The organism is Streptomyces diastaticus subsp. diastaticus, from assembly GCF_011170125.1.
In the GTDB taxonomy this organism is placed as follows: domain Bacteria; phylum Actinomycetota; class Actinomycetes; order Streptomycetales; family Streptomycetaceae; genus Streptomyces; species Streptomyces diastaticus.
This window is the reverse complement of the sequence record NZ_BLLN01000002.1, coordinates 1,554,182-1,571,409: the sequence shown is the minus strand read 5'-3', so window position 1 is coordinate 1,571,409 and position 17,228 is coordinate 1,554,182. Positions and strand designations below refer to the sequence as shown.

General features: G+C 73.8%; 8 protein-coding genes and 2 pseudogenes. 1 reads left to right on the top strand and 9 read right to left on the bottom strand.

Annotated features, from left to right (window positions below; genetic code table 11):
• The 5 genes and pseudogenes from Sdia_RS08560 to Sdia_RS08540 all read right to left on the bottom strand — a co-directional run.
• Window positions 1-1,669 (bottom strand): annotated as a pseudogene (locus Sdia_RS08560) (GMC oxidoreductase); the annotation flags it as partial.
• 128 nt (window positions 1,670-1,797) lie between these two features.
• A complete protein-coding gene (locus tag Sdia_RS08555) occupies window positions 1,798-3,414 on the bottom strand; it encodes a succinic semialdehyde dehydrogenase (RefSeq protein WP_100452374.1) in 1,617 nt (538 codons plus the stop codon).
• 385 nt (window positions 3,415-3,799) lie between these two features.
• Window positions 3,800-6,455: pseudogene (locus Sdia_RS08550) on the bottom strand (serine/threonine kinase C-terminal domain-containing protein).
• Window positions 6,456-6,603: 148 nt separating this feature from the next.
• The gene (locus Sdia_RS08545) at window positions 6,604-8,547 is read right to left on the bottom strand and encodes a serine/threonine-protein kinase (protein WP_115069744.1); all 1,944 of its coding nucleotides are present in this window, start codon (window positions 8,545-8,547) and stop codon (window positions 6,604-6,606) included.
• A gap of 472 nt (window positions 8,548-9,019) precedes the next feature.
• Window positions 9,020-10,726, bottom strand: coding sequence for a glycerol-3-phosphate dehydrogenase/oxidase (locus Sdia_RS08540; RefSeq protein WP_100452371.1), 1,707 nt, complete (start codon window positions 10,724-10,726; stop codon window positions 9,020-9,022).
• 473 nt (window positions 10,727-11,199) lie between these two features.
• On the opposite strand from Sdia_RS08540, the gene Sdia_RS08535 reads away from it, so the two are divergent.
• Complete coding sequence (locus tag Sdia_RS08535; RefSeq protein ID WP_100452370.1) at window positions 11,200-12,465, top strand: nucleotide sugar dehydrogenase; 1,266 nt, start codon at window positions 11,200-11,202, stop codon at window positions 12,463-12,465.
• Window positions 12,466-12,529: 64 nt separating this feature from the next.
• Here Sdia_RS08535 and Sdia_RS08530 read toward each other — a convergent pair whose 3' ends face one another.
• From Sdia_RS08530 to Sdia_RS08515, 4 genes are all read right to left on the bottom strand, one after another.
• A complete protein-coding gene (locus Sdia_RS08530; protein ID WP_100452369.1) occupies window positions 12,530-13,657 on the bottom strand; it encodes a GuaB3 family IMP dehydrogenase-related protein in 1,128 nt (375 codons plus the stop codon).
• A gap of 99 nt (window positions 13,658-13,756) precedes the next feature.
• The gene (gene guaB / locus Sdia_RS08525; protein WP_115069743.1) at window positions 13,757-15,265 is read right to left on the bottom strand and encodes an IMP dehydrogenase; all 1,509 of its coding nucleotides are present in this window, start codon (window positions 15,263-15,265) and stop codon (window positions 13,757-13,759) included.
• A gap of 136 nt (window positions 15,266-15,401) precedes the next feature.
• On the bottom strand, window positions 15,402-15,977 hold the full coding sequence (locus Sdia_RS08520; protein ID WP_100452367.1) for a sigma-70 family RNA polymerase sigma factor: 576 nt from the start codon (window positions 15,975-15,977) through the stop codon (window positions 15,402-15,404).
• A 252-nt stretch (window positions 15,978-16,229) separates the two neighbouring features.
• The gene (locus Sdia_RS08515; protein ID WP_003948568.1) at window positions 16,230-16,841 is read right to left on the bottom strand and encodes a response regulator transcription factor; all 612 of its coding nucleotides are present in this window, start codon (window positions 16,839-16,841) and stop codon (window positions 16,230-16,232) included.
• Window positions 16,842-17,228 lie beyond the last annotated feature (387 nt).

Here is a 17,228-nt window from a genome sequence, read left to right as displayed (position 1 = left end):
TCGGCCTGCGCGGTGATGGTCAGCGAGGGGTTGACGCCGAGGTTGGCGGAGACCGCCGAGCGTCGACCACGGTGATGCCGGGGTGGCCGTAGAGCCGGTGGTACGGGTCGACGACGCCCTCGTCGGCGGTGGCGCCGATGGGGCAGCCGCCGAGGAAGTGCGCGGTGAGCGGGGTGCCGATCAGCTCGCCGATGTTGGACCCGGCGAAGCCGTTGATCTCCTCGGCGATGGCGGTGGCCGCCTCCCCGGCCTCCTTGATCTGCGTCGGGTTGGGCGCACCGTGGCCCTGCCGGGCGGTGAGCAGGCCCTTGCCGATGCCCTTCGGCTTGCGGTAGGTGGTCAGGGAGTTGTCCAGGGACTGCATGACCAGGCCGATGATGGTCCTCTCCGACCAGCGGCGGTTGGAGAGCGACCGGATCACCAGCAGCGGGTGCCTGGCGCAGTTGGCGAGGAAGCCCGCGACCCGCGAGGAGTTCTCCGCGTACGGCACCTGGAGGATGGTGAGGCCGCCCATGGCGTTGGACTTCTTGCCGTAGCGGACCGGCTCGATGTGGGTGGAGTCGTTGGGGTGCACCGAGGAGGTGATGGCGACACCCTTGGTGAAGTCGGCCTTCTCGGCGCCGTGCGCCTTGCGGTAGCGGCGGTCGGTGGTCTGCGCGCCGACCAGTCCCTCGGAGTTGGTCCGGGTGAGCGTGCCGAGCTTGTCGGAGAGGCGGGGGAGCAGCCCGGTGTCCTTCATCCGGTGCAGCAGGGTCTGGGTGCCGTAGGTCCCGGCGGCGAGCACGACGCGGCGGGCGGTGAAGGTGCGGCCGCGGCCCTTGCGCTTGGCGTCGGTCGGCAGGGTGCGCACCGCGAAGCCGCCGCGGGAGTCCTCGGTGACGGCGACGACGGAGGTCATCGGGTGGATGGTGGCGCCGGCCTTCTCGGCGAGGTAGAGGTAGTTCTCGTTCAGGGTGTTCTTGGCGCCGTGACGGCAGCCCGTCATGCACTCGCCGCACTCGTTGCAGGCCCGCCGTGAGGGACCGGCCCCGCCGAAGTACGGGTCGGCGACCTCCTCGCCGGGCCTGGCGCGGCTCGTCCCCTCGGCGTCCTTGCCGTCTCCGAAGAAGACCCCGACGGGCGCCATGTGGAAGGTGTCGCCGAAGCCCATCTTCTCGGCGGCCGCCTTGAGGTGGACGTCGGAGGGCGTGGTGGTCGGGTTGAGCCGCACGCCGAGCATCCTGCTCGCCTGGTCGTAGTACGGCTTCAGCTCGTCCTGCCAGTCGGTGATGGCGCCCCACTGGGGGTCGGTGAAGAAGGGCTCGGGCGGCACGTAGAGGGTGTTGGCGTAGTTGAGGGAGCCGCCGCCTACGCCCGCGCCGGCCAGCACCATGACGTTGCCGAGCAGGTGGATGCGCTGGATGCCGAAGAGGCCGAGGGCCGGGGCCCACAGGTAGTTCCGCAGGTCCCAGGAACTGCGCGGCAGGGACGCGCGGGTGAAGCGGCGCCCGGCCTCCAGGACGCCGACGCGGTACCCCTTCTCGGTCAGCCGGAGGGCGGAGACGGCCCCGCCGAAGCCGGAGCCGACGACCAGCACGTCGTAGTCGTACCCGCCCTCGGCCGTCGGGGGCGCCGTCGCGGCGGGCTCCGGGGTGACGTCCCGGCTCTGGGCAGAGCTCTCCTGTGACATGGGCACTCCTCGGTTCGTACGGGCGCGGCCGGCCGGCACGCGGGCCCGTCCGGCCGTCCCGTGCCGGGTGGCGGGCCCTCGCGCGCGGCGGGGGTGTGCGGGGCGCCGGGCTCTTCCGGCGCCGGAGGTCAGCGCAGGCGGAACGCCTTCATGGCGCGCAGGCTGCGGGTCATGAACGCGGCGTACGTGGCGTCGTCCATGCCGAAGGACGGGGCCATCGGCAGCAGCCGCTGGTGGGCGACGGTCTGCGGCTCGGTGTACTTGAGGATGCCCTCGGAGCCGTGCCGTCGCCCGATCCCGGACTCCTTCATGCCGCCCATCGGCGCCTGCACCGAGCCGTAGGCGGAGGCGTACGCCTCGTTGACGTTGACGGTGCCGGTGCGCAGGCGGGCGGCGAGGGCCCGGCCGCGGCGGCCGTCCTTGGTCCAGACGCTGGAGTTGAGGCCGAAGGAGGTGGCGTTGGCGCGGGTGATCGCCTCCTCCTCGTCGCGGAAGCGGTAGACGGAGACGACCGGGCCGAAGGTCTCGTCCTTGCAGACCGCCATGGCCTCCTCGACGCCGTCCAGGATGGTCGGCTCGAAGAAGTACGGGCCGATGTCGGGCCGGGGCTGCCCGCCGGCCAGGACCTCGGCGCCCTTGGCGACGGCCTCCTCGACGTGGGTGCGGACCGCCTCGAACTGGCGCTCGCCGGCGAGGGAGCCCATGTCGGCGCCGTAGGCGAGGGAGTTGCCGAGCCTCATCGCCTTGGTGAGGGCGGTGAACCGCTCCAGGAAGGCGTCGGCGACCGACTCGTGGACCAGCAGCCGCTCGATGGAGATGCAGAGCTGCCCGGCGGAGGAGAAGCAGGCCCGGACGGCTCCGGCCGCGGCCTTCTCGATGTCGGCGTCCTCCAGCACCAGCATGGCGTTCTTGCCGCCCAGCTCCAGCGAGCAGCCGATCAGCCGGGCGGCGGCGCGCTGGGCGACGATCTTGCCGGTGGTGGTGGAACCGGTGAACGAGACGTAGTCGGCGTGGCGGACGACCTCGGTGCCGACGACCTGGCCCTCGCCGAGGACCACCTGGAACACCTCGGCGGGCAGCCCCGCCTCGACGAGCAGGTCCCGGCCCCACAGGGCGGTCAGCGCGGTCTCCGTGTCGGGCTTCATCACCACGGCGTTGCCCGCGACGAAGGCGGGCAGGGCGTCGCCGACCGAGAGTTCGAAGGGGTAGTTCCACGGCACGATCTGGCCGACGACGCCGCGCGGCTGGCGCAGTTCGGTGATCTTCGTCAGGACGGGGACGGCGCCGGTGTGCCGCTTGGGGCGCAGGTACGAGGGGGCCTTGCGGCCGTAGTGGCGGGCGGCCAGCGCGACGGCCTGCACCTCCTCGTGGGCGTGCAGCCGGGCCTTGCCGGTCTCCACCTGGATGAGGTCGAGCACCTCGGCCTGGCGGGCGAGCACCAGGTCGTGGAAGCGCAGCAGCACGGCGGCGCGGCGGGCGAGGGGGGTGGCGGCCCATGCCTCCTGGGCGGCGCGGGCGCGCGCGAAGGCGTCCGCGACCTCCTCGGGCGTCGACTCCGGCAGGTCGGCCAGCTTCTCGCCGGTGAACGGCGCGTGGTTGGCGGTCCGGCCGGAGCCCACCACGTCGCGGGTGAGCTGCGCGACCACCTGGGGAGTCACCACGTCGGCCGCGGTGCGGGTCCCCTCGGGGGCCGGGGCGAGAGGGTTGGTGCCGGTGCGCGCACCGGTGGCCTGCGTCTCCGTCATGAGCGTGAGCGTACGGCCACCCGACGCTTTTTGGTACCCGCCGGTAAGTACGTTTCACCCCGCCCTCACATCGCGCCAGCGGTCACTGGCACATATGCGCTGATCAGCGGCTCGACACTGCCGAGGAGGCCGGAGAACTCGCTTACGGGTGAGGTGCGGATGCGCCGGCGCGCAGGGCTTCAAGCCGCTCCGCGGCCCCTTCTCCTGTGCCCGCCGCTCCCCGCCGTTCAGGACCACCGCGACCGGGCCGGCGAGCGCGTACCGGGCCTTCGGACCGGCGAGCGCCCCGGCTCGCGCTCGGGTCGCGGCCCGGGCGGCCGGGTGTCCGGGGCGGGGGCTCGGTGTCCGCACCGGGGCCGTGGCCGACCAGACCCGGGGGCACCCGTCACTTCGGGGTGTAGCTGCCCGACGCCTGCTCGAACAGGCGCTCCACCTGGTCGCGTTCGGCGTCGGGGCCGCGCACCTGGACGACGTGGTAGCGGTCGCCGACCAGCATCGCGAGGTTGCGGACGTACAGCTCGGTGCCGCCCGCGGACTCCCAGGTGAAGGTGCCCTCGGCCATGGCCCGGCCGCCGACGTCGATCCGCCGCAGGTTCTGCGAGGTGGTCCAGGAGGAGGCGCGGTACGGGTCCAGTTCGCGCTCGTGCTGGAGCTGGTAGTCGAGGGGGTCGTCGCCGTAGCGGCTCGTCGTGTCGCGGCCGGGGACGACCAGCAGCTCGAAGGTGCCGTTCGTGTAGACGACCTGGCCCCGGCCGTTCTTGGCCTGCCGCTGCCACCCCTTGGCCACCGCGACCCGGAAGCCCTCGGCGTCCTCGCGCAGGGCGAAGCCGTCGGCGGCCTCGGGGGCGTCCCCGTCGGCGGGCGGCTCCTCGCTCCCGCCCTCGGAAGGGCCGGACTGGCCGCCGTCGGGCGAGGTGCCCGCGCCGGGGGCCGGCGATGCGGCGGGCGGGGTCTCGCGGCTGCCGCTGGGCGCGGGCGGCGCGGCGGGGCCCTCGTCCTCGCCCTCCTTGGGCAGGAACAGCACGGCCGCCACGACGACCAGGGTCACCCCGCCGAGGATGCTCAGCAACAGGGTCCGGCCGAGCGACTTCGGCTCGCCCCGTTCCCTGGGCGCCCGCGCCTGCCGGCCCCGGGCCCTGGGCGCGCTGTACGCGCTGTCGAGGTCGGCGCCGTCGGCGAACTCCGCCCGGGCCGGGGGCGCGGGCCGTTCCTCGCGGGCGGGCGGCGTGGGCGCGGCGGCCCGGCGCCGCCTGCCCCGGCGGCGGACCAGCTCGCCCCGGCGGCGCTTCTCCGGGAGCTTGCGCGGCTCGTGCGGCGGGGCGGCGACGATGTCGCGTCCGGCGTCGGGCTCGGGCGCCGAACGGACCAGGGAGCGCAGCCAGCCGCTCAGCTCCTCGAAGTCGGGGCGCTCGGTGGGGTCCTGCCGCAGCAGCGACTCCACGACCGGCCGGAGCGGGCCGCACTCCTCGGCGAAGGCGGGCGGCTCGGCGCAGACCATCTGGACCAGTTCGGCGACGCTCTCCTCCGGGTAGGGCGCGTGGCCCTGCACGGTGCGGAAGAGCAGCGCGCCCAGCGCCCACAGGTCGGCGGCGGGCCCGACCGGCGCCGCGAGCTGCCACCGGTCGTGCACGGGCCCGGCCTGCTCGGGCGCCCACCGCTCGGTGACGGCCCCGACCACGGTCATCCGGGCCTGCCGCGCCCGCTCGGCCTCCAGCGGGGTGTCCGGGCCGCCGGCGGCCCGGGGCGCCGCCATGACCTCGTCCCAGCTCGCCGGCGCGGGCTTCTCCAGCTCCACCGCCGCCTGCTCGGGCACGTACGGGACGGCGGCGACGGGCAGGTTGCCCGGGCTCGGCAGGACGACGTGGTCGGCGTAGGGCGAGGGCTCCACGTCGCCCGGGGCGAGCGTCTCGGGGTGCAGACCCGGCGGCAGGGCGTACGGGTCGCCGGGGCGCTGTTCGGGGGCGGGGCGCGGGGTCCCGTAGGGCTCGGGGTGGTCCTGGTAGGGGAGCCGGGGCCGCTCCTCGTCGCGGTCCCGCTCGCCCCCGGCCGGGTCGCGGGGGCGCGGGGTGGCGCCGTGCCACGCCCGGCCCTCCTCGCGGGCGCCGACGCCGTACGGGTCGGCTATCCGGCCCGGCGCCCACTCCTCGGGTTCCTCGGCGGGCGGCGCGGGCTCGGGCTCCGGCCCGGGGGGCGCGCCGAGGCGGCGGCGCTGCTCCTCGTCGAGCCGGGCGGCGGCGCGCGACGCCCCGGCGCGGTAGGCGGCGATGGCCCCGGCGCGGGCGGCGCGGGCATCCGTACCCGGGGGCAGGGCGTCGCGGTCCTCGGGCTCGGGGGCGAGGGGCCGTGTCCCGGCCGGGGCGGGCAGTGCGGGCCGGGGCCCGGCGACGGGCTCCGCCCGCGGCTCGGGCCCGTCGGTGCCCTCGGGCTCCTCCTCGGGGGCCGGGACCGGGTCGTAGCCGCAGAGCGCCTCCTCGGCGGCGCCGGCGGCCAGCCCGGTGAGCATGACGCGGCCGTCGTCGCAGACCAGCACGGTCCGGGCGGTGATGTTGCGGTGCACCCAGCCGTGGGCGTGCAGCACCCGCAGGGCGGTCAGCACGTCGGCGGCGACCTCGGCGGCGCGGTACGGCGTCAGCGGCCGCTCGGCGAGCAGGGCCGCGAGGGGGCGGGCGGGCACCGCCTCACTGACGATCCACAGCGAACCGTCCTCGGCGAAGACGTCGAAGACCTGGTCGAGCCGGGGGTGGTCGGGGATGCGTGCGGCGGCCTGGGCGGCCTCCATGGCGCGGCGCACCGCGGGGTCGGCCGGCCGGCGGGTGGGTGGCGCGGGCGCCGGGCGGGGCGGCCTCGGCGTAGTCGTGCGTACCGCCCTGCCCGTCGAGGACCTCGGCGTCGACCACCTCGGGCAGCAGCACCTGGCGGACCAGGACCTCCTGGCCGCTGTAGGAGTCGAAGGCCGGGGTCTCGGACAGCTCGAAGGAGCCCGCCGGAGGAAGCGGCAGGCGGTAGCGGTCGGCGAGGACCCGTCCCGCGTACTCGTCCATTCCGTCCCCCTTCCCCGACGGCCAAATCCGTTCGCACACACGCCCGTTGTCATCCGTCCGAGTGTGCCGGCACTCACGATACGTGCCGACGGGGACCGAGATGGGGCGATGGGCGATCCAGGAGTCATCTGCCCGGGAACCGGGCTGCCTACTTCTTCGGCCGGAACGTCTCCGTGAAGGTCCGCCAGGTGCCCTCGATCAGCTCGGAGTGCCACTCGGCGTCCTTGGCGGTGTACATCAGGCCGTACCCGAGGCTCTTGTCGACGACCAGTCCCCGGTCGACCGAGCGGTACTTCACGCCTCCGTCGACGTAGGTGAACTCCCAGTCGGCGGTGTTCCAGCCCCGGTAGTCGACGGCCTCGATGTGGATGCGCTCGTACTGCGCCCGGCGCATGTACTTCTCCTGCGCCTTCCAGTCGGCGACCGGGTCGTCCTTCGGCGTGCCCGTCCAGCCGACCAGCAGCTTCTGCCCGTCCGGGCCCGTGAAGCGGGCCCCGGCGGCACCGGTGGTGGTGTACTTCCAGCCCTCGGGCAGGCCGATCCGGAACCCCTGGGAGTGGCGGTAGGCGGTGTGCTCAAGGGTGTCGTCGCCCGGCTCGCCGGGGTCGTGGCCGCTGCCCTCGCCGGCGTCGTCGCCCTTGCCGCCGCCGTCGTCGCCCTGGTCCTCACCGTCCTCGCCGGAGTCCTCGCCGCCCTTGCCGCCTTCGGAGACCTCGCCGCCCTTCCCGCCGTCCTGCACGGGCCCCTTGCCGCCGCCGGCCCGGTCACCGCCCTCGCCGCCGCCGGCTCCCGCCGAGGCGTTCTTGTCGCCGCCGGCCGCGTCGCTCCCGCCGGAGTCGCCGCTCCGGGTGAGGACGAAGCCGAGCACGGTGGCGACCAGCAGCACGGCGACGCCGAGCGCCACCAGCAGCGCGCGCCGCGACACCACGTCGGTGAGCGAGGCCCGCGCGACCGGCGGCCGTCCGCCCGTGGCGGTGGCCCTGGTGGGCGCGGCGGCGGGCGACACGGCGGCCGGCGGGACGGCGGGCGCGTCGTCGGACGCCTGCATCTTCGGCCACAGCGCCGGGGATTTGGCGGCGGTGGCGGCGGCTGCCGCCTTCGGGGCCCCGGCCGCCCTCGGTGTCCTCTCCAGCTTCGGCCGGCTCTCGCGGGCGCCACCGTCGGCGGGCTTCGGCAGCGGCACGACCTTGGTGGCGTCGGCCGCCCGGCCCGCGCCCGCCTCCTCGGTGGCGATCACCTCGCGCAGCAGGGCGCGCGCCCCGGCCTCGTCGAGGCGCTGCGCGGGGTCCTTGGCGAGCAGCCCGTAGATGACCTCGCTGAGCGGCCCGGCGTTCTTCGGCGGGTCGAGCGGCTCCGTCATCACGGCGGTGAGCGTCGCGATGGCCGAGCCCTTGTCGTAGGGCGGAATGCCCTCGACCGACGCGTACAGCAGCCCGCCCAGCGACCAGAGGTCGGCGGCCGGGCCCGGCTTGTGGCCGCGGGCGCGCTCCGGGGAGATGTACGAGGGGGCGCCGACCAGCATGCCCGTGGAGGTGATCGAGGGGTCGCCCTCGACCTGGGCGATACCAAAGTCGGTGAGGACGACCCGGCCGTCGTCGCCCTCGATGAGCACGTTGGACGGCTTCACGTCCCGGTGCAGGATGCCCTCACGGTGCGCGGCCCGGAGCACCCCGAGGATGGCGAGGCCGACCTCGGCGGCGCGCCTGGGGCTGAGGGTGCCGTCCTCGCGGATCACCTCGGCGAGGGACTTGCCCTCGATCAGCTCCATCACGATCCACGGCCGGTCGTCCTCGTCCACCACGTCGTAGACGGTGACCGCGCCGTTGCTGCGGATCCGGGCGATGGCCTTCGCCTCGCGCAGGGTCCTGGTGATGAGGCGGCGCTTCTCCTCCTCGTCGATGGAGGAGGGGAACCGGAGTTCCTTGACCGCGACCGTGCGGCCCAGCGTCTCGTCCTCGGCGCGCCAGACCGTACCCATGCCACCCCGGCCCAGCACACCACCCAGCCGGTACCGCCCGGCGAGCAGCCGGCCGCCGTCCCTGGCCCCGTCCTCGTCCCGACGGGCCTTCTGCGACTGCTCCGCGTCCGTCATGCGTCCCCTCTGCAACCCGCCCCGACAGAGCCTTCATTGTCCCTCACCCGGGGAGCTGGGTACGCCTGGGGATGGGGGCCCCGGCCGCCACTCCCCCGCAGGACCACGCCGAGTTCGGCCCCGACGCCCGCGATATGACGACACATCATCGCGTTCCGGGCGCCCGGGCCCGCGCGAGCCCCCGGACCGGGTCGGCCGCAGGCCCGGCGGGGGCCTCTCCGCGGCGGGGCCCGTCCTGCCCGCGCCACTCCCCGACCAGGCCACACCCCGGCCCGGCGGGCGCTCGACGCCCGTCAGGGACGGGCCGTGCGGGGTGTCTCCGAAGTCCTGTGCGGTGCCCGCGGTGTCCGGTGCGTGCGCTCGGAACGCCGGGCGGAAGCTCTCGTACCGGGCGTACTCGGGCTGTCACCCGGTGGGGCGAGCGTGCGTGCCGGGCGCCCGTGGGCGCCGTGCGGGACTTCGCGGACGTCGCCTAGCCCTGGACGATGTCCGGCGCCCCCAGCCGGGCCGCGTCCGCCGTCAGGTCGTCCGGCTGGCGCTGGGACTCGCGTTCGGCCTCGACCCGCATCTCGTAGTGGGCGACCTCGTTGTCGATGCGCTCCTGGTCCCAGCCGAGGACCGGCGCGACCAGTTCAGCGCACTCGCGGGCGCTGCGCGTTCCCCGGTCGAAGGTCTCGATGGAGAGGCGGGTGCGGCGCGTGAGGATGTCGTCGAGGTGGTGGGCGCTCTCGTGGGTGGCGGCGTAGACGATCTCGGCGCGGAGGTAGTCGTCGGCGTAGCGCAGCGGCTCGCCCAGCGACGGGTCCTCCGCGATGAGGCGGAGCACCTCCTCGGTGAGGGTGCCGTACCGGTTGAGCAGGTGCTCGATGCGGACGACGTGCAGACCGGTCCGGGCGGCGGTGCGGGCGCGGGCGTTCCACAGGGCCTGATAGCCCTCGGCGCCGAGCAGGGGGACCTCCTCGGTGACGCAGTCGGCGACGCGCTGGTTCAGTCCGCGCACCGCCTCGTCCACGGCGTCCTTCGCCATGATCCGGTACGTCGTGTACTTGCCCCCGGCCACGACCACCAGCCCGGGCACCGGGTGGGCGACGGTGTGCTCGCGGGAGAGCTTGCTGGTGGCGTCGGACTCCCCGGCGAGCAGCGGGCGGAGGCCGGCGTAGACGCCTTCCACGTCGTCCCGGGAGAGGGGCACGGAGAGGACGTTGTTGACGTGCTCCAGCACGTAGTCGATGTCGGCGCTGGAGGCGGCCGGGTGGGCCTTGTCGAGGTCCCACTCGGTGTCGGTGGTGCCGACGATCCAGTGCCGGCCCCAGGGGATGACGAAGAGCACCGACTTCTCGGTGCGCAGGATGAGGCCGGTGGAGGAGTTGATGCGGTCCTTGGGGACGACCAGGTGGACGCCCTTGGAGGCACGGACGTGGAACTGCCCGCGCTCGCCGACCATGGCCTGGGTGTCGTCGGTCCAGACGCCGGTGGCGTTGACGACCTGCTTGGCGCGGATCTCGTACTCGCCGCCGTTCTCGACGTCGGTGACGAGGGCGCCGACGACCCGTTCGCCTTCGCGGACGAAGCCGGTGACGCGTGCCCCGTTGGCGACCTTGGCGCCGTACGCGGCGGCGGTGCGGACGAGGGTGAGGACGTACCGGGCGTCGTCCATCTCGGCGTCGTAGTACTGGAGGGCGCCGACCAGGGCGTCCTTGCGCAGGCAGGGGGCTACGCGCAGGGCGCGCCCGCGGCTGAGGTGGCGGTGGGCGGGCAGGCCCCGGCCGTGGCCCCGGGCCATCGCCATGCCGTCGTAGAGGGCGACGCCCGCTCCGGCGTAGAAGCGCTCCCAGACGGGGTGCTGGAGGGGGTAGAGGAAGGGCACCGGCTTGACCAGGTGCGGGGCGAGCCGTCCCAGGAGCAGGCCGCGCTCCTTCAGGGCCTCCCTGACCAGGGCGAAGTCGAGCATCTCCAGGTAGCGCAGGCCACCGTGGATGAGCTTGCTGGAGCGACTGGAGGTGCCGGACGCCCAGTCGCGGGCCTCGACGAGGCCGGTGGACAGTCCCCGGGTGACGGAGTCCAGCGCCGTTCCCGCGCCGACCACCCCGCCGCCCACCACGAGGATGTCCAGTTCCCGTTCGGCCATCGCGGCGAGCGCCTCGGCCCGCTCGTCCGGCCCCAGTGTGCCTGTCCTCACCCGTAACCTCCCGTGACGTCCGTCTGGTCTGGTCTGGCCCGCTGCCGCGGCGGGTGGGTGCCCGGACGGCCCGCCGGGACGCACCCGGACGGCCGAGCCGCCGCCGGCAGGCGCTCCGGACGGCGTGGCGGCGCGGTACGCCGGGCGGGCCCACGGCGTTCGTGTGCCCGTTCCCCGGACGGCCCACGCGCGGCCTCCCGGAAACCCCGGCCCCTCTGCCCGAATTCTGACCCGCTTGTCCCGTATCGGCCACCGCCGGGAGGCAGCCGGGCCACCTGAACGGCGGTGCGCGGCGTGCTCCGGGGCGCCGACATGCACCCGAGCCGGACACCAATACCGCATCTCGGTCATATGTATGCCTAGTGTGACATTCACGCAGGTCCGCGCCGGTCCCGCGGCGCCTCGGGGAGCCCGGACCGGCGCGCCCCGCGCTCCCCCGACGCCCCGGCCCCTGGGAAGGACGGTCCACCGCCATGCCCGCAGACCTCGCCGTCATCGGACTCGGCTCGCACGGCCTGCCGCTCGCCCAGGCCGCCGTCGGTGCGGGCGTCGACACCGTCGGCTACGACCCGGCCCGCGCCCGCGACCTGGCCTCCGGCCGCCTCCCCGGCACCGGCGCCGAGGGCGCGCTCACCGCGGCCGACGTGCGCCGGATGCTCTCCGGCGGATTCCGCCCCACCGCCGACCCGATCGAGCTGGGCCGGGTCCGTACCGCCGTGATCTGCGCCCCGGCGCCCCCCGGCCCGTCCGGCGGCGTCGACCTGGTGCCGCTCGCCGAGGCCGCCCGGGCGCTCGCGGCCCGGCTGCGCCCGCACACGACGGTCATCCTGGAGACCCCGGCGGGGCCCGGCACCACCGAGGAGTTCCTGCGGCCGCTGCTGGAGTCCGGCTCGGGCCTCAGGGCCGGCCGCGACTTCCACCTCGCCTACTCCCCCGGCCGCACCGACCCCGGCAACCGTGCCCACGGCTATGCCGCCACCCCCAAGGTCATCGGCGGTCTCACCCCGGCCTGCACCGAGTCCGCCGCCGCCTTCTACGGCCGCCTCACCGACAAGGTGGTCCGCGCCCGCGGCCCCCGCGAGGCCGAGACGGTGCAGGTCCTGGAGACCAACTACCGGCACGTGAACCTCGCCCTGGTCAACGAGATGGCGGTGCTCTGCCACGACCTCGGCGTCGACCTGTGGGACGTCATCCGCTGCGCCGAGACCAAGCCGTACGGCTTCCAGGCGTTCCGTCCCGGCCCCGGCGTCGGCGGCCACGGCGTACCGCTGGACCCCAGCTGCCTGCCGCACGCCGACGCCACTCCGGGCAACGGCCTGCGCATGGTCTCGCTGGCCCGCGACATCAACGCCCGTATGCCGCAGTACGTCATCCAGCGCGCCACCCAGCTCCTCAACGAGCACGGCAAGTCCGCCCGCGCCGCCCGCGTGCTGCTGCTCGGCGTCACCTACAAGCCGGACGTCGCCGACCAGCAGGGCGCCGCCGCCCAGGAGATCGCCCTGCGCCTGACGGAACGCGGCGCCTCGGTCAGCTACCACGACCCGTACGTCCCGCACTGGTCCCCGGCGGGCCGCCCGGTGCCGCGCGCGGACTCCCTCTACGAGGCGGCGGCCGAGGCGGACCTGACGATCCTGCTCCAGAACCACCGCACGTACGACCTCCAGGGGCTCGCCGTGAAGGCGCAGCTCCTCCTCGACACCCGGGGAACCACCCCGGCGGGCGCCGCCCACCGCCTCTGACCCGGCCCGGACACGCCGCTGCCCGGCACTCCGCGGAGGGGTGCCGGGCAGCGGTGCGGGCGGGTCAGCGCTTGTGGTGGGAGTCCGCGACCGTGACCTCGACGCGCTGGAACTCCTTCAGCTCGCTGTAGCCGGTGGTCGCCATCGACCGGCGGAGCGCGCCGAACATGTTCATCGAGCCGTCGGGGGTGCGGGACGGGCCGGTGAGGATCTCCTCGGTGGTGCCGACCATGCCGAGGTCGACCAGCTTGCCGCGCGGCACGTCCTCGTGCACGGCCTCCATGCCCCAGTGGTGCCCCTTGCCGGGCGCGTCGGTGGCGCGGGCCAGCGGGGAACCCATCATGACGGCGTCGGCGCCGCAGGCGATGGCCTTCGGCAGGTCGCCGGACCAGCCGACCCCGCCGTCGGCGATGACGTGCACGTACCGGCCGCCGGACTCGTCCAGGTAGTCGCGGCGGGCGGCCGCCACGTCGGCGACGGCGGTGGCCATCGGGACCTGGATGCCGAGCACGTTGCGGGTGGTGTGGGCGGCGCCGCCGCCGAAACCGACCAGCACGCCGGCCGCGCCGGTGCGCATCAGGTGCAGCGCGGCGGTGTACGTGGCGCAACCGCCGACGATCACCGGCACGTCCAGCTCGTAGATGAACTGCTTCAGGTTGAGCGGCTCGGCGGCGCCGGAGACGTGCTCGGCGGAGACGGTGGTGCCGCGGATGACGAAGATGTCGACGCCCGCGTCGACGACCGCCTTGGAGAACTGGGCGGTGCGCTGCGGGGAGAGCGCGGCGGCCGTGATGACGCCCGCGTCGCGGACCTCCTTGATCCGGCGGCCGATCAGCTCCTCCTGGATCGGCGCGTCGTAGATCTCCTGGAGGCGGCGGGTGGCGCGCTCCTCGTCCAGCTCGTCGGCGATCTCGTCCAGCAGCGGCTGCGGGTCCTCGTAGCGGGTCCAGAGCCCTTCGAGGTTGAGCACGCCGAGGCCGCCCATCTCGCCGACGCGGATCGCCGTCTGCGGGGAGACGATGGAGTCCATGGGGGCGGCGAGGAAGGGAAGCTCGAAGCGGTAGGCGTCGATCTGCCAGGCGATCGAGACCTCCTTCGGGTCGCGGGTGCGGCGACTCGGGACGACGGCGATGTCGTCGAACGCGTACGCCCTCCGGCCGCGCTTGCCGCGCCCGATCTCGATCTCAGTCACTGGGTGGCCTTTCCTTGGGTCTCAAGTCCGTCAGTATCCCCCGCCCGCACGCCGAAGAGGCGGCCCGGGTGTACCGGGCCGCCCCTGGGGCGGTGGGGCTCAGCGCTTGGCGGCGTAGTTCGGCGCCTCGACCGTCATCTGGATGTCGTGCGGGTGGCTCTCCTTGAGTCCCGCCGAGGTGATCCGGACGAACCGGCCGTTGCGCTGGAGCTCGGGGACGGTGGAGCCGCCGACGTAGAACATCGACTGGCGCAGACCGCCGACGAGCTGGTGCACGACCTGCACGAGCGGGCCGCGGTAGGGCACCTGCCCCTCGATGCCCTCGGGGACCAGCTTCTCGTCGGAGGCGACGCCCTCCTGGAAGTACCGGTCCTTGGAGAACGACTTCCGGTCCCCGCGGGTCTGCATCGCGCCGAGCGAGCCCATGCCGCGGTACGACTTGAACTGCTTGCCGTTGATGAAGAGCAGCTCGCCGGGGGACTCCTCGCAGCCGGCCAGCAGCGAGCCGAGCATCACCGTGTCGGCGCCGGCGACCAGGGCCTTGGCGATGTCGCCCGAGTACTGGAGGCCGCCGTCACCGATGACCGGGACACCGGCGGCCTGGGCGGCGAGGGAGGCCTCGTAGATCGCGGTGACCTGCGGGACGCCGATGCCGGCGACGACGCGGGTGGTGCAGATGGAGCCCGGCCCGACCCCGACCTTGACGCCGTCGGCGCCGGAGTCGATGAGCATCTGGGCACCGTCGCGGGTGGCGATGTTGCCGCCGACGACGTCCACGCCGGAGCTGTTCGACTTGATCTTGGCGACCATGTCGCCGACCAGGCGGGAGTGGCCGTGCGCGGTGTCGACCACGATGAAGTCGACGCCGGCGCCGATGAGCGCCTGGGCGCGCTCGAAGGCGTCCCCCGCCACGCCGACGGCGGCACCGACCAGCAGGCGGCCCTCGGAGTCCTTGGCGGCGTTCGGGTACTTCTCCGCCTTGACGAAGTCCTTGACGGTGATGAGGCCCTTGAGGACGCCCTCGTCGTCGACGAGCGGCAGCTTCTCGATCTTGTGCCGGCGCAGCAGCTCCATGGCGTCCACGCCGGAGATGCCGACCTTGCCGGTGACCAGGGGCATCGGCGTCATGACCTCGCGCACCTGGCGCGTACGGTCCGACTCGAAGGCCATGTCGCGGTTGGTGACGATGCCGAGCAGGCGGCCCGAGCCGTCGGTGACCGGCACGCCGCTGATGCGGAACTTGGCGCAGATCGCGTCGGCCTCGCCGAGGGTGGCGTCGGGGTGCACCGTGATCGGGTCGGTGACCATGCCCGACTCGGAGCGCTTGACGAGGTCGACCTGGTTGGCCTGGTCCTCGATGGAGAGGTTGCGGTGCAGGACGCCGGCGCCGCCCTGGCGGGCCATGGCGATGGCCATCCGCGCCTCGGTGACCTTGTCCATCGCGGCGGAGAGCAGCGGGACGTTCACCTTGACGTTCTTCGACAGGCGTGAAGTGGTGTCGATCTGGTCGGGCGCCATGTCCGACGCGCCCGGCAGCAGCAGCACGTCGTCGTAGGTCAGCCCGAGTGTCGCGAATTTCTCGGGCACTCCGTCGACGTTTGCAGTCATGACACCTTCCCCAAATGGCCTTGAACGGTGCGGATGTCCATGGTAACGGGATTCTGCCCGCTCCCATTCCACTCCCGGGAGATGAACGGGATGCCTCCGGACACATGTGTCCGACGTCTCCCGTCTCCCCGCCCGGCTACTGCTCCGCCAGCGCCCGCAGCCGGCTCAGTGCCCGGTGCTGGGCGACCCGGACCGCGCCCGGGGACATCCCCAGCATCTGGCCGGTCTCCTCGGCGGTCAGGCCGACGGCGATCCGCAGCAGCAGCAGTTCGCGCTGGTTCTGCGGGAGGTTGGCGAGGAGCTGCTTGGCCCAGGCGGCGTCACTGCTGAGCAGGGCGCGCTCCTCGGGGCCGAGCGAGTCGTCGGGCCGCTCGGGCATCTCGTCGGAGGGGACGGCGGTCGAGCCGGGGTGGCGCATCGCGGCGCGCTGGAGGTCGGCGACCTTGTGCCCGGCGATGGCGAAGACGAACGCCTCGAAGGGGCGCCCGGTGTCCTTGTAGCGCGGCAGGGCGAGGAGGACCGCGACGCAGACCTCCTGCGCGAGGTCCTCCACGAAGTGGCGGGCGTCCCCCGGCAGCCGGGAGAGGCGCGTGCGGCAGTAGCGCAGGGCCAGTGGGTGGACGCGCGCGAGCAGGTCGTGGGTGGCCTGCTCGTCTCCCTCCACCGCGCGATGGACGAGGCCGCTGATCGCCGTCGTCTCGTCGTCACGCATCGGTCCATGGTGCCTTGGCGCCGAACGTTCCGGGACATCGCGTCCCTCGTTGTGCACCGAAGCGTTATGAGCAGGTGCGCCGGACCTCATCGACTGCGCCCTCCCCTGCCGCTCGACCGACTCGTTCCCGAGGAACTCCACCCCTCAAGGATGCGGCATCGGCGCGCGAACCGGCGCGAGCCGTCCTGGCGAGGCGGAGAAACCGGGGTGTGCGCCCCGTCCGCCGTACGGCGGACGGGGAGGACCCGCAGGTCAGCGGACCAGGCCCCAGCGGAATCCGAGGGCCACGGCGTGCGCGCGGTCGGAGGCGCCGAGTTTCTTGAACAGGCGCCGGGCGTGCGTCTTGACGGTGTCCTCGGAGAGGAACAGCTCGCGGCCGATCTCGGCGTTGGAACGGCCGTGGCTCATCCCCTCCAGCACCTGGATCTCGCGCGCCGTGAGCGTGGGCGCGGCACCCATCTCGGCGGAGCGCAGGCGGCGCGGGGCGAGCCGCCAGGTCGGGTCGGCGAGCGCCTGGGTGACGGTGGCCCGCAGTTCGGCCCGGGAGGCGTCCTTGTGCAGGTAGCCGCGGGCGCCGGCCGCCACCGCGAGGGCGACCCCGTCGAGGTCCTCGGCGACGGTCAGCATGATGATGCGGGCGCCCGGGTCGGCCGAGAGCAGCCGCCGGACGGTCTCCACACCGCCGAGTCCGGGCATCCGGACATCCATCAGAATCAGATCGGAGCGGTCGGCGCCCCAGCGGCGGAGGACTTCCTCGCCGTTGGCCGCGGTCGTCACACGCTCGACACCGGGCACGGTCGCGACCGCCCGGCGGAGTGCCTCTCGGGCAAGCGGGGAGTCGTCGCAGACGAGGACGGATGTCATACCCGCCCTCCCGAGCTGATGCGCGTCACTTTGAGCCTCCAGGCTGGTACGTAATCGTCACCTGCGCGATCGACGCTGTCGGACATCTGCCCGACGGCCATTTCCTTCGATCACTCAGCCCTCTCAACGACGGTCACCCGAAAGAGTTACGGGGTCACCGACCGCATTCGGCACTCTACGTGAGGAGCCGGACACGGGGCGGTGACGGCGCGACCGACGCGGAGAGCCCTCCTCCACGAATTCTGCTATGCCCCATTTAGCGCCTCTTCTTCCCTTTTGGCAGTGTCTGTGACTAGATTCGCAATGAGTCATATTTTCATCTCCTAGGACAGTAGATGTGCGGTCTTCGAGAGCGAGCGCCCGGGACACGCCCGGCGCCGACCCCTC

Coding starts and splice junctions, on each gene's coding strand:
- Sdia_RS08555 (WP_100452374.1), bottom strand. CDS start 3,414: ATGACGGAGACGCAGGCCACCGGTGCGCGCACCGGCACCAACCCTCTC.
- Sdia_RS08545 (WP_115069744.1), bottom strand. CDS start 8,547: ATGACGGACGCGGAGCAGTCGCAGAAGGCCCGTCGGGACGAGGACGGG.
- Sdia_RS08535 (WP_100452370.1), top strand. CDS start 11,200: ATGCCCGCAGACCTCGCCGTCATCGGACTCGGCTCGCACGGCCTGCCG.
- guaB (WP_115069743.1), bottom strand. CDS start 15,265: ATGACTGCAAACGTCGACGGAGTGCCCGAGAAATTCGCGACACTCGGG.
- Sdia_RS08520 (WP_100452367.1), bottom strand. CDS start 15,977: ATGCGTGACGACGAGACGACGGCGATCAGCGGCCTCGTCCATCGCGCG.
- Sdia_RS08515 (WP_003948568.1), bottom strand. CDS start 16,841: ATGACATCCGTCCTCGTCTGCGACGACTCCCCGCTTGCCCGAGAGGCA.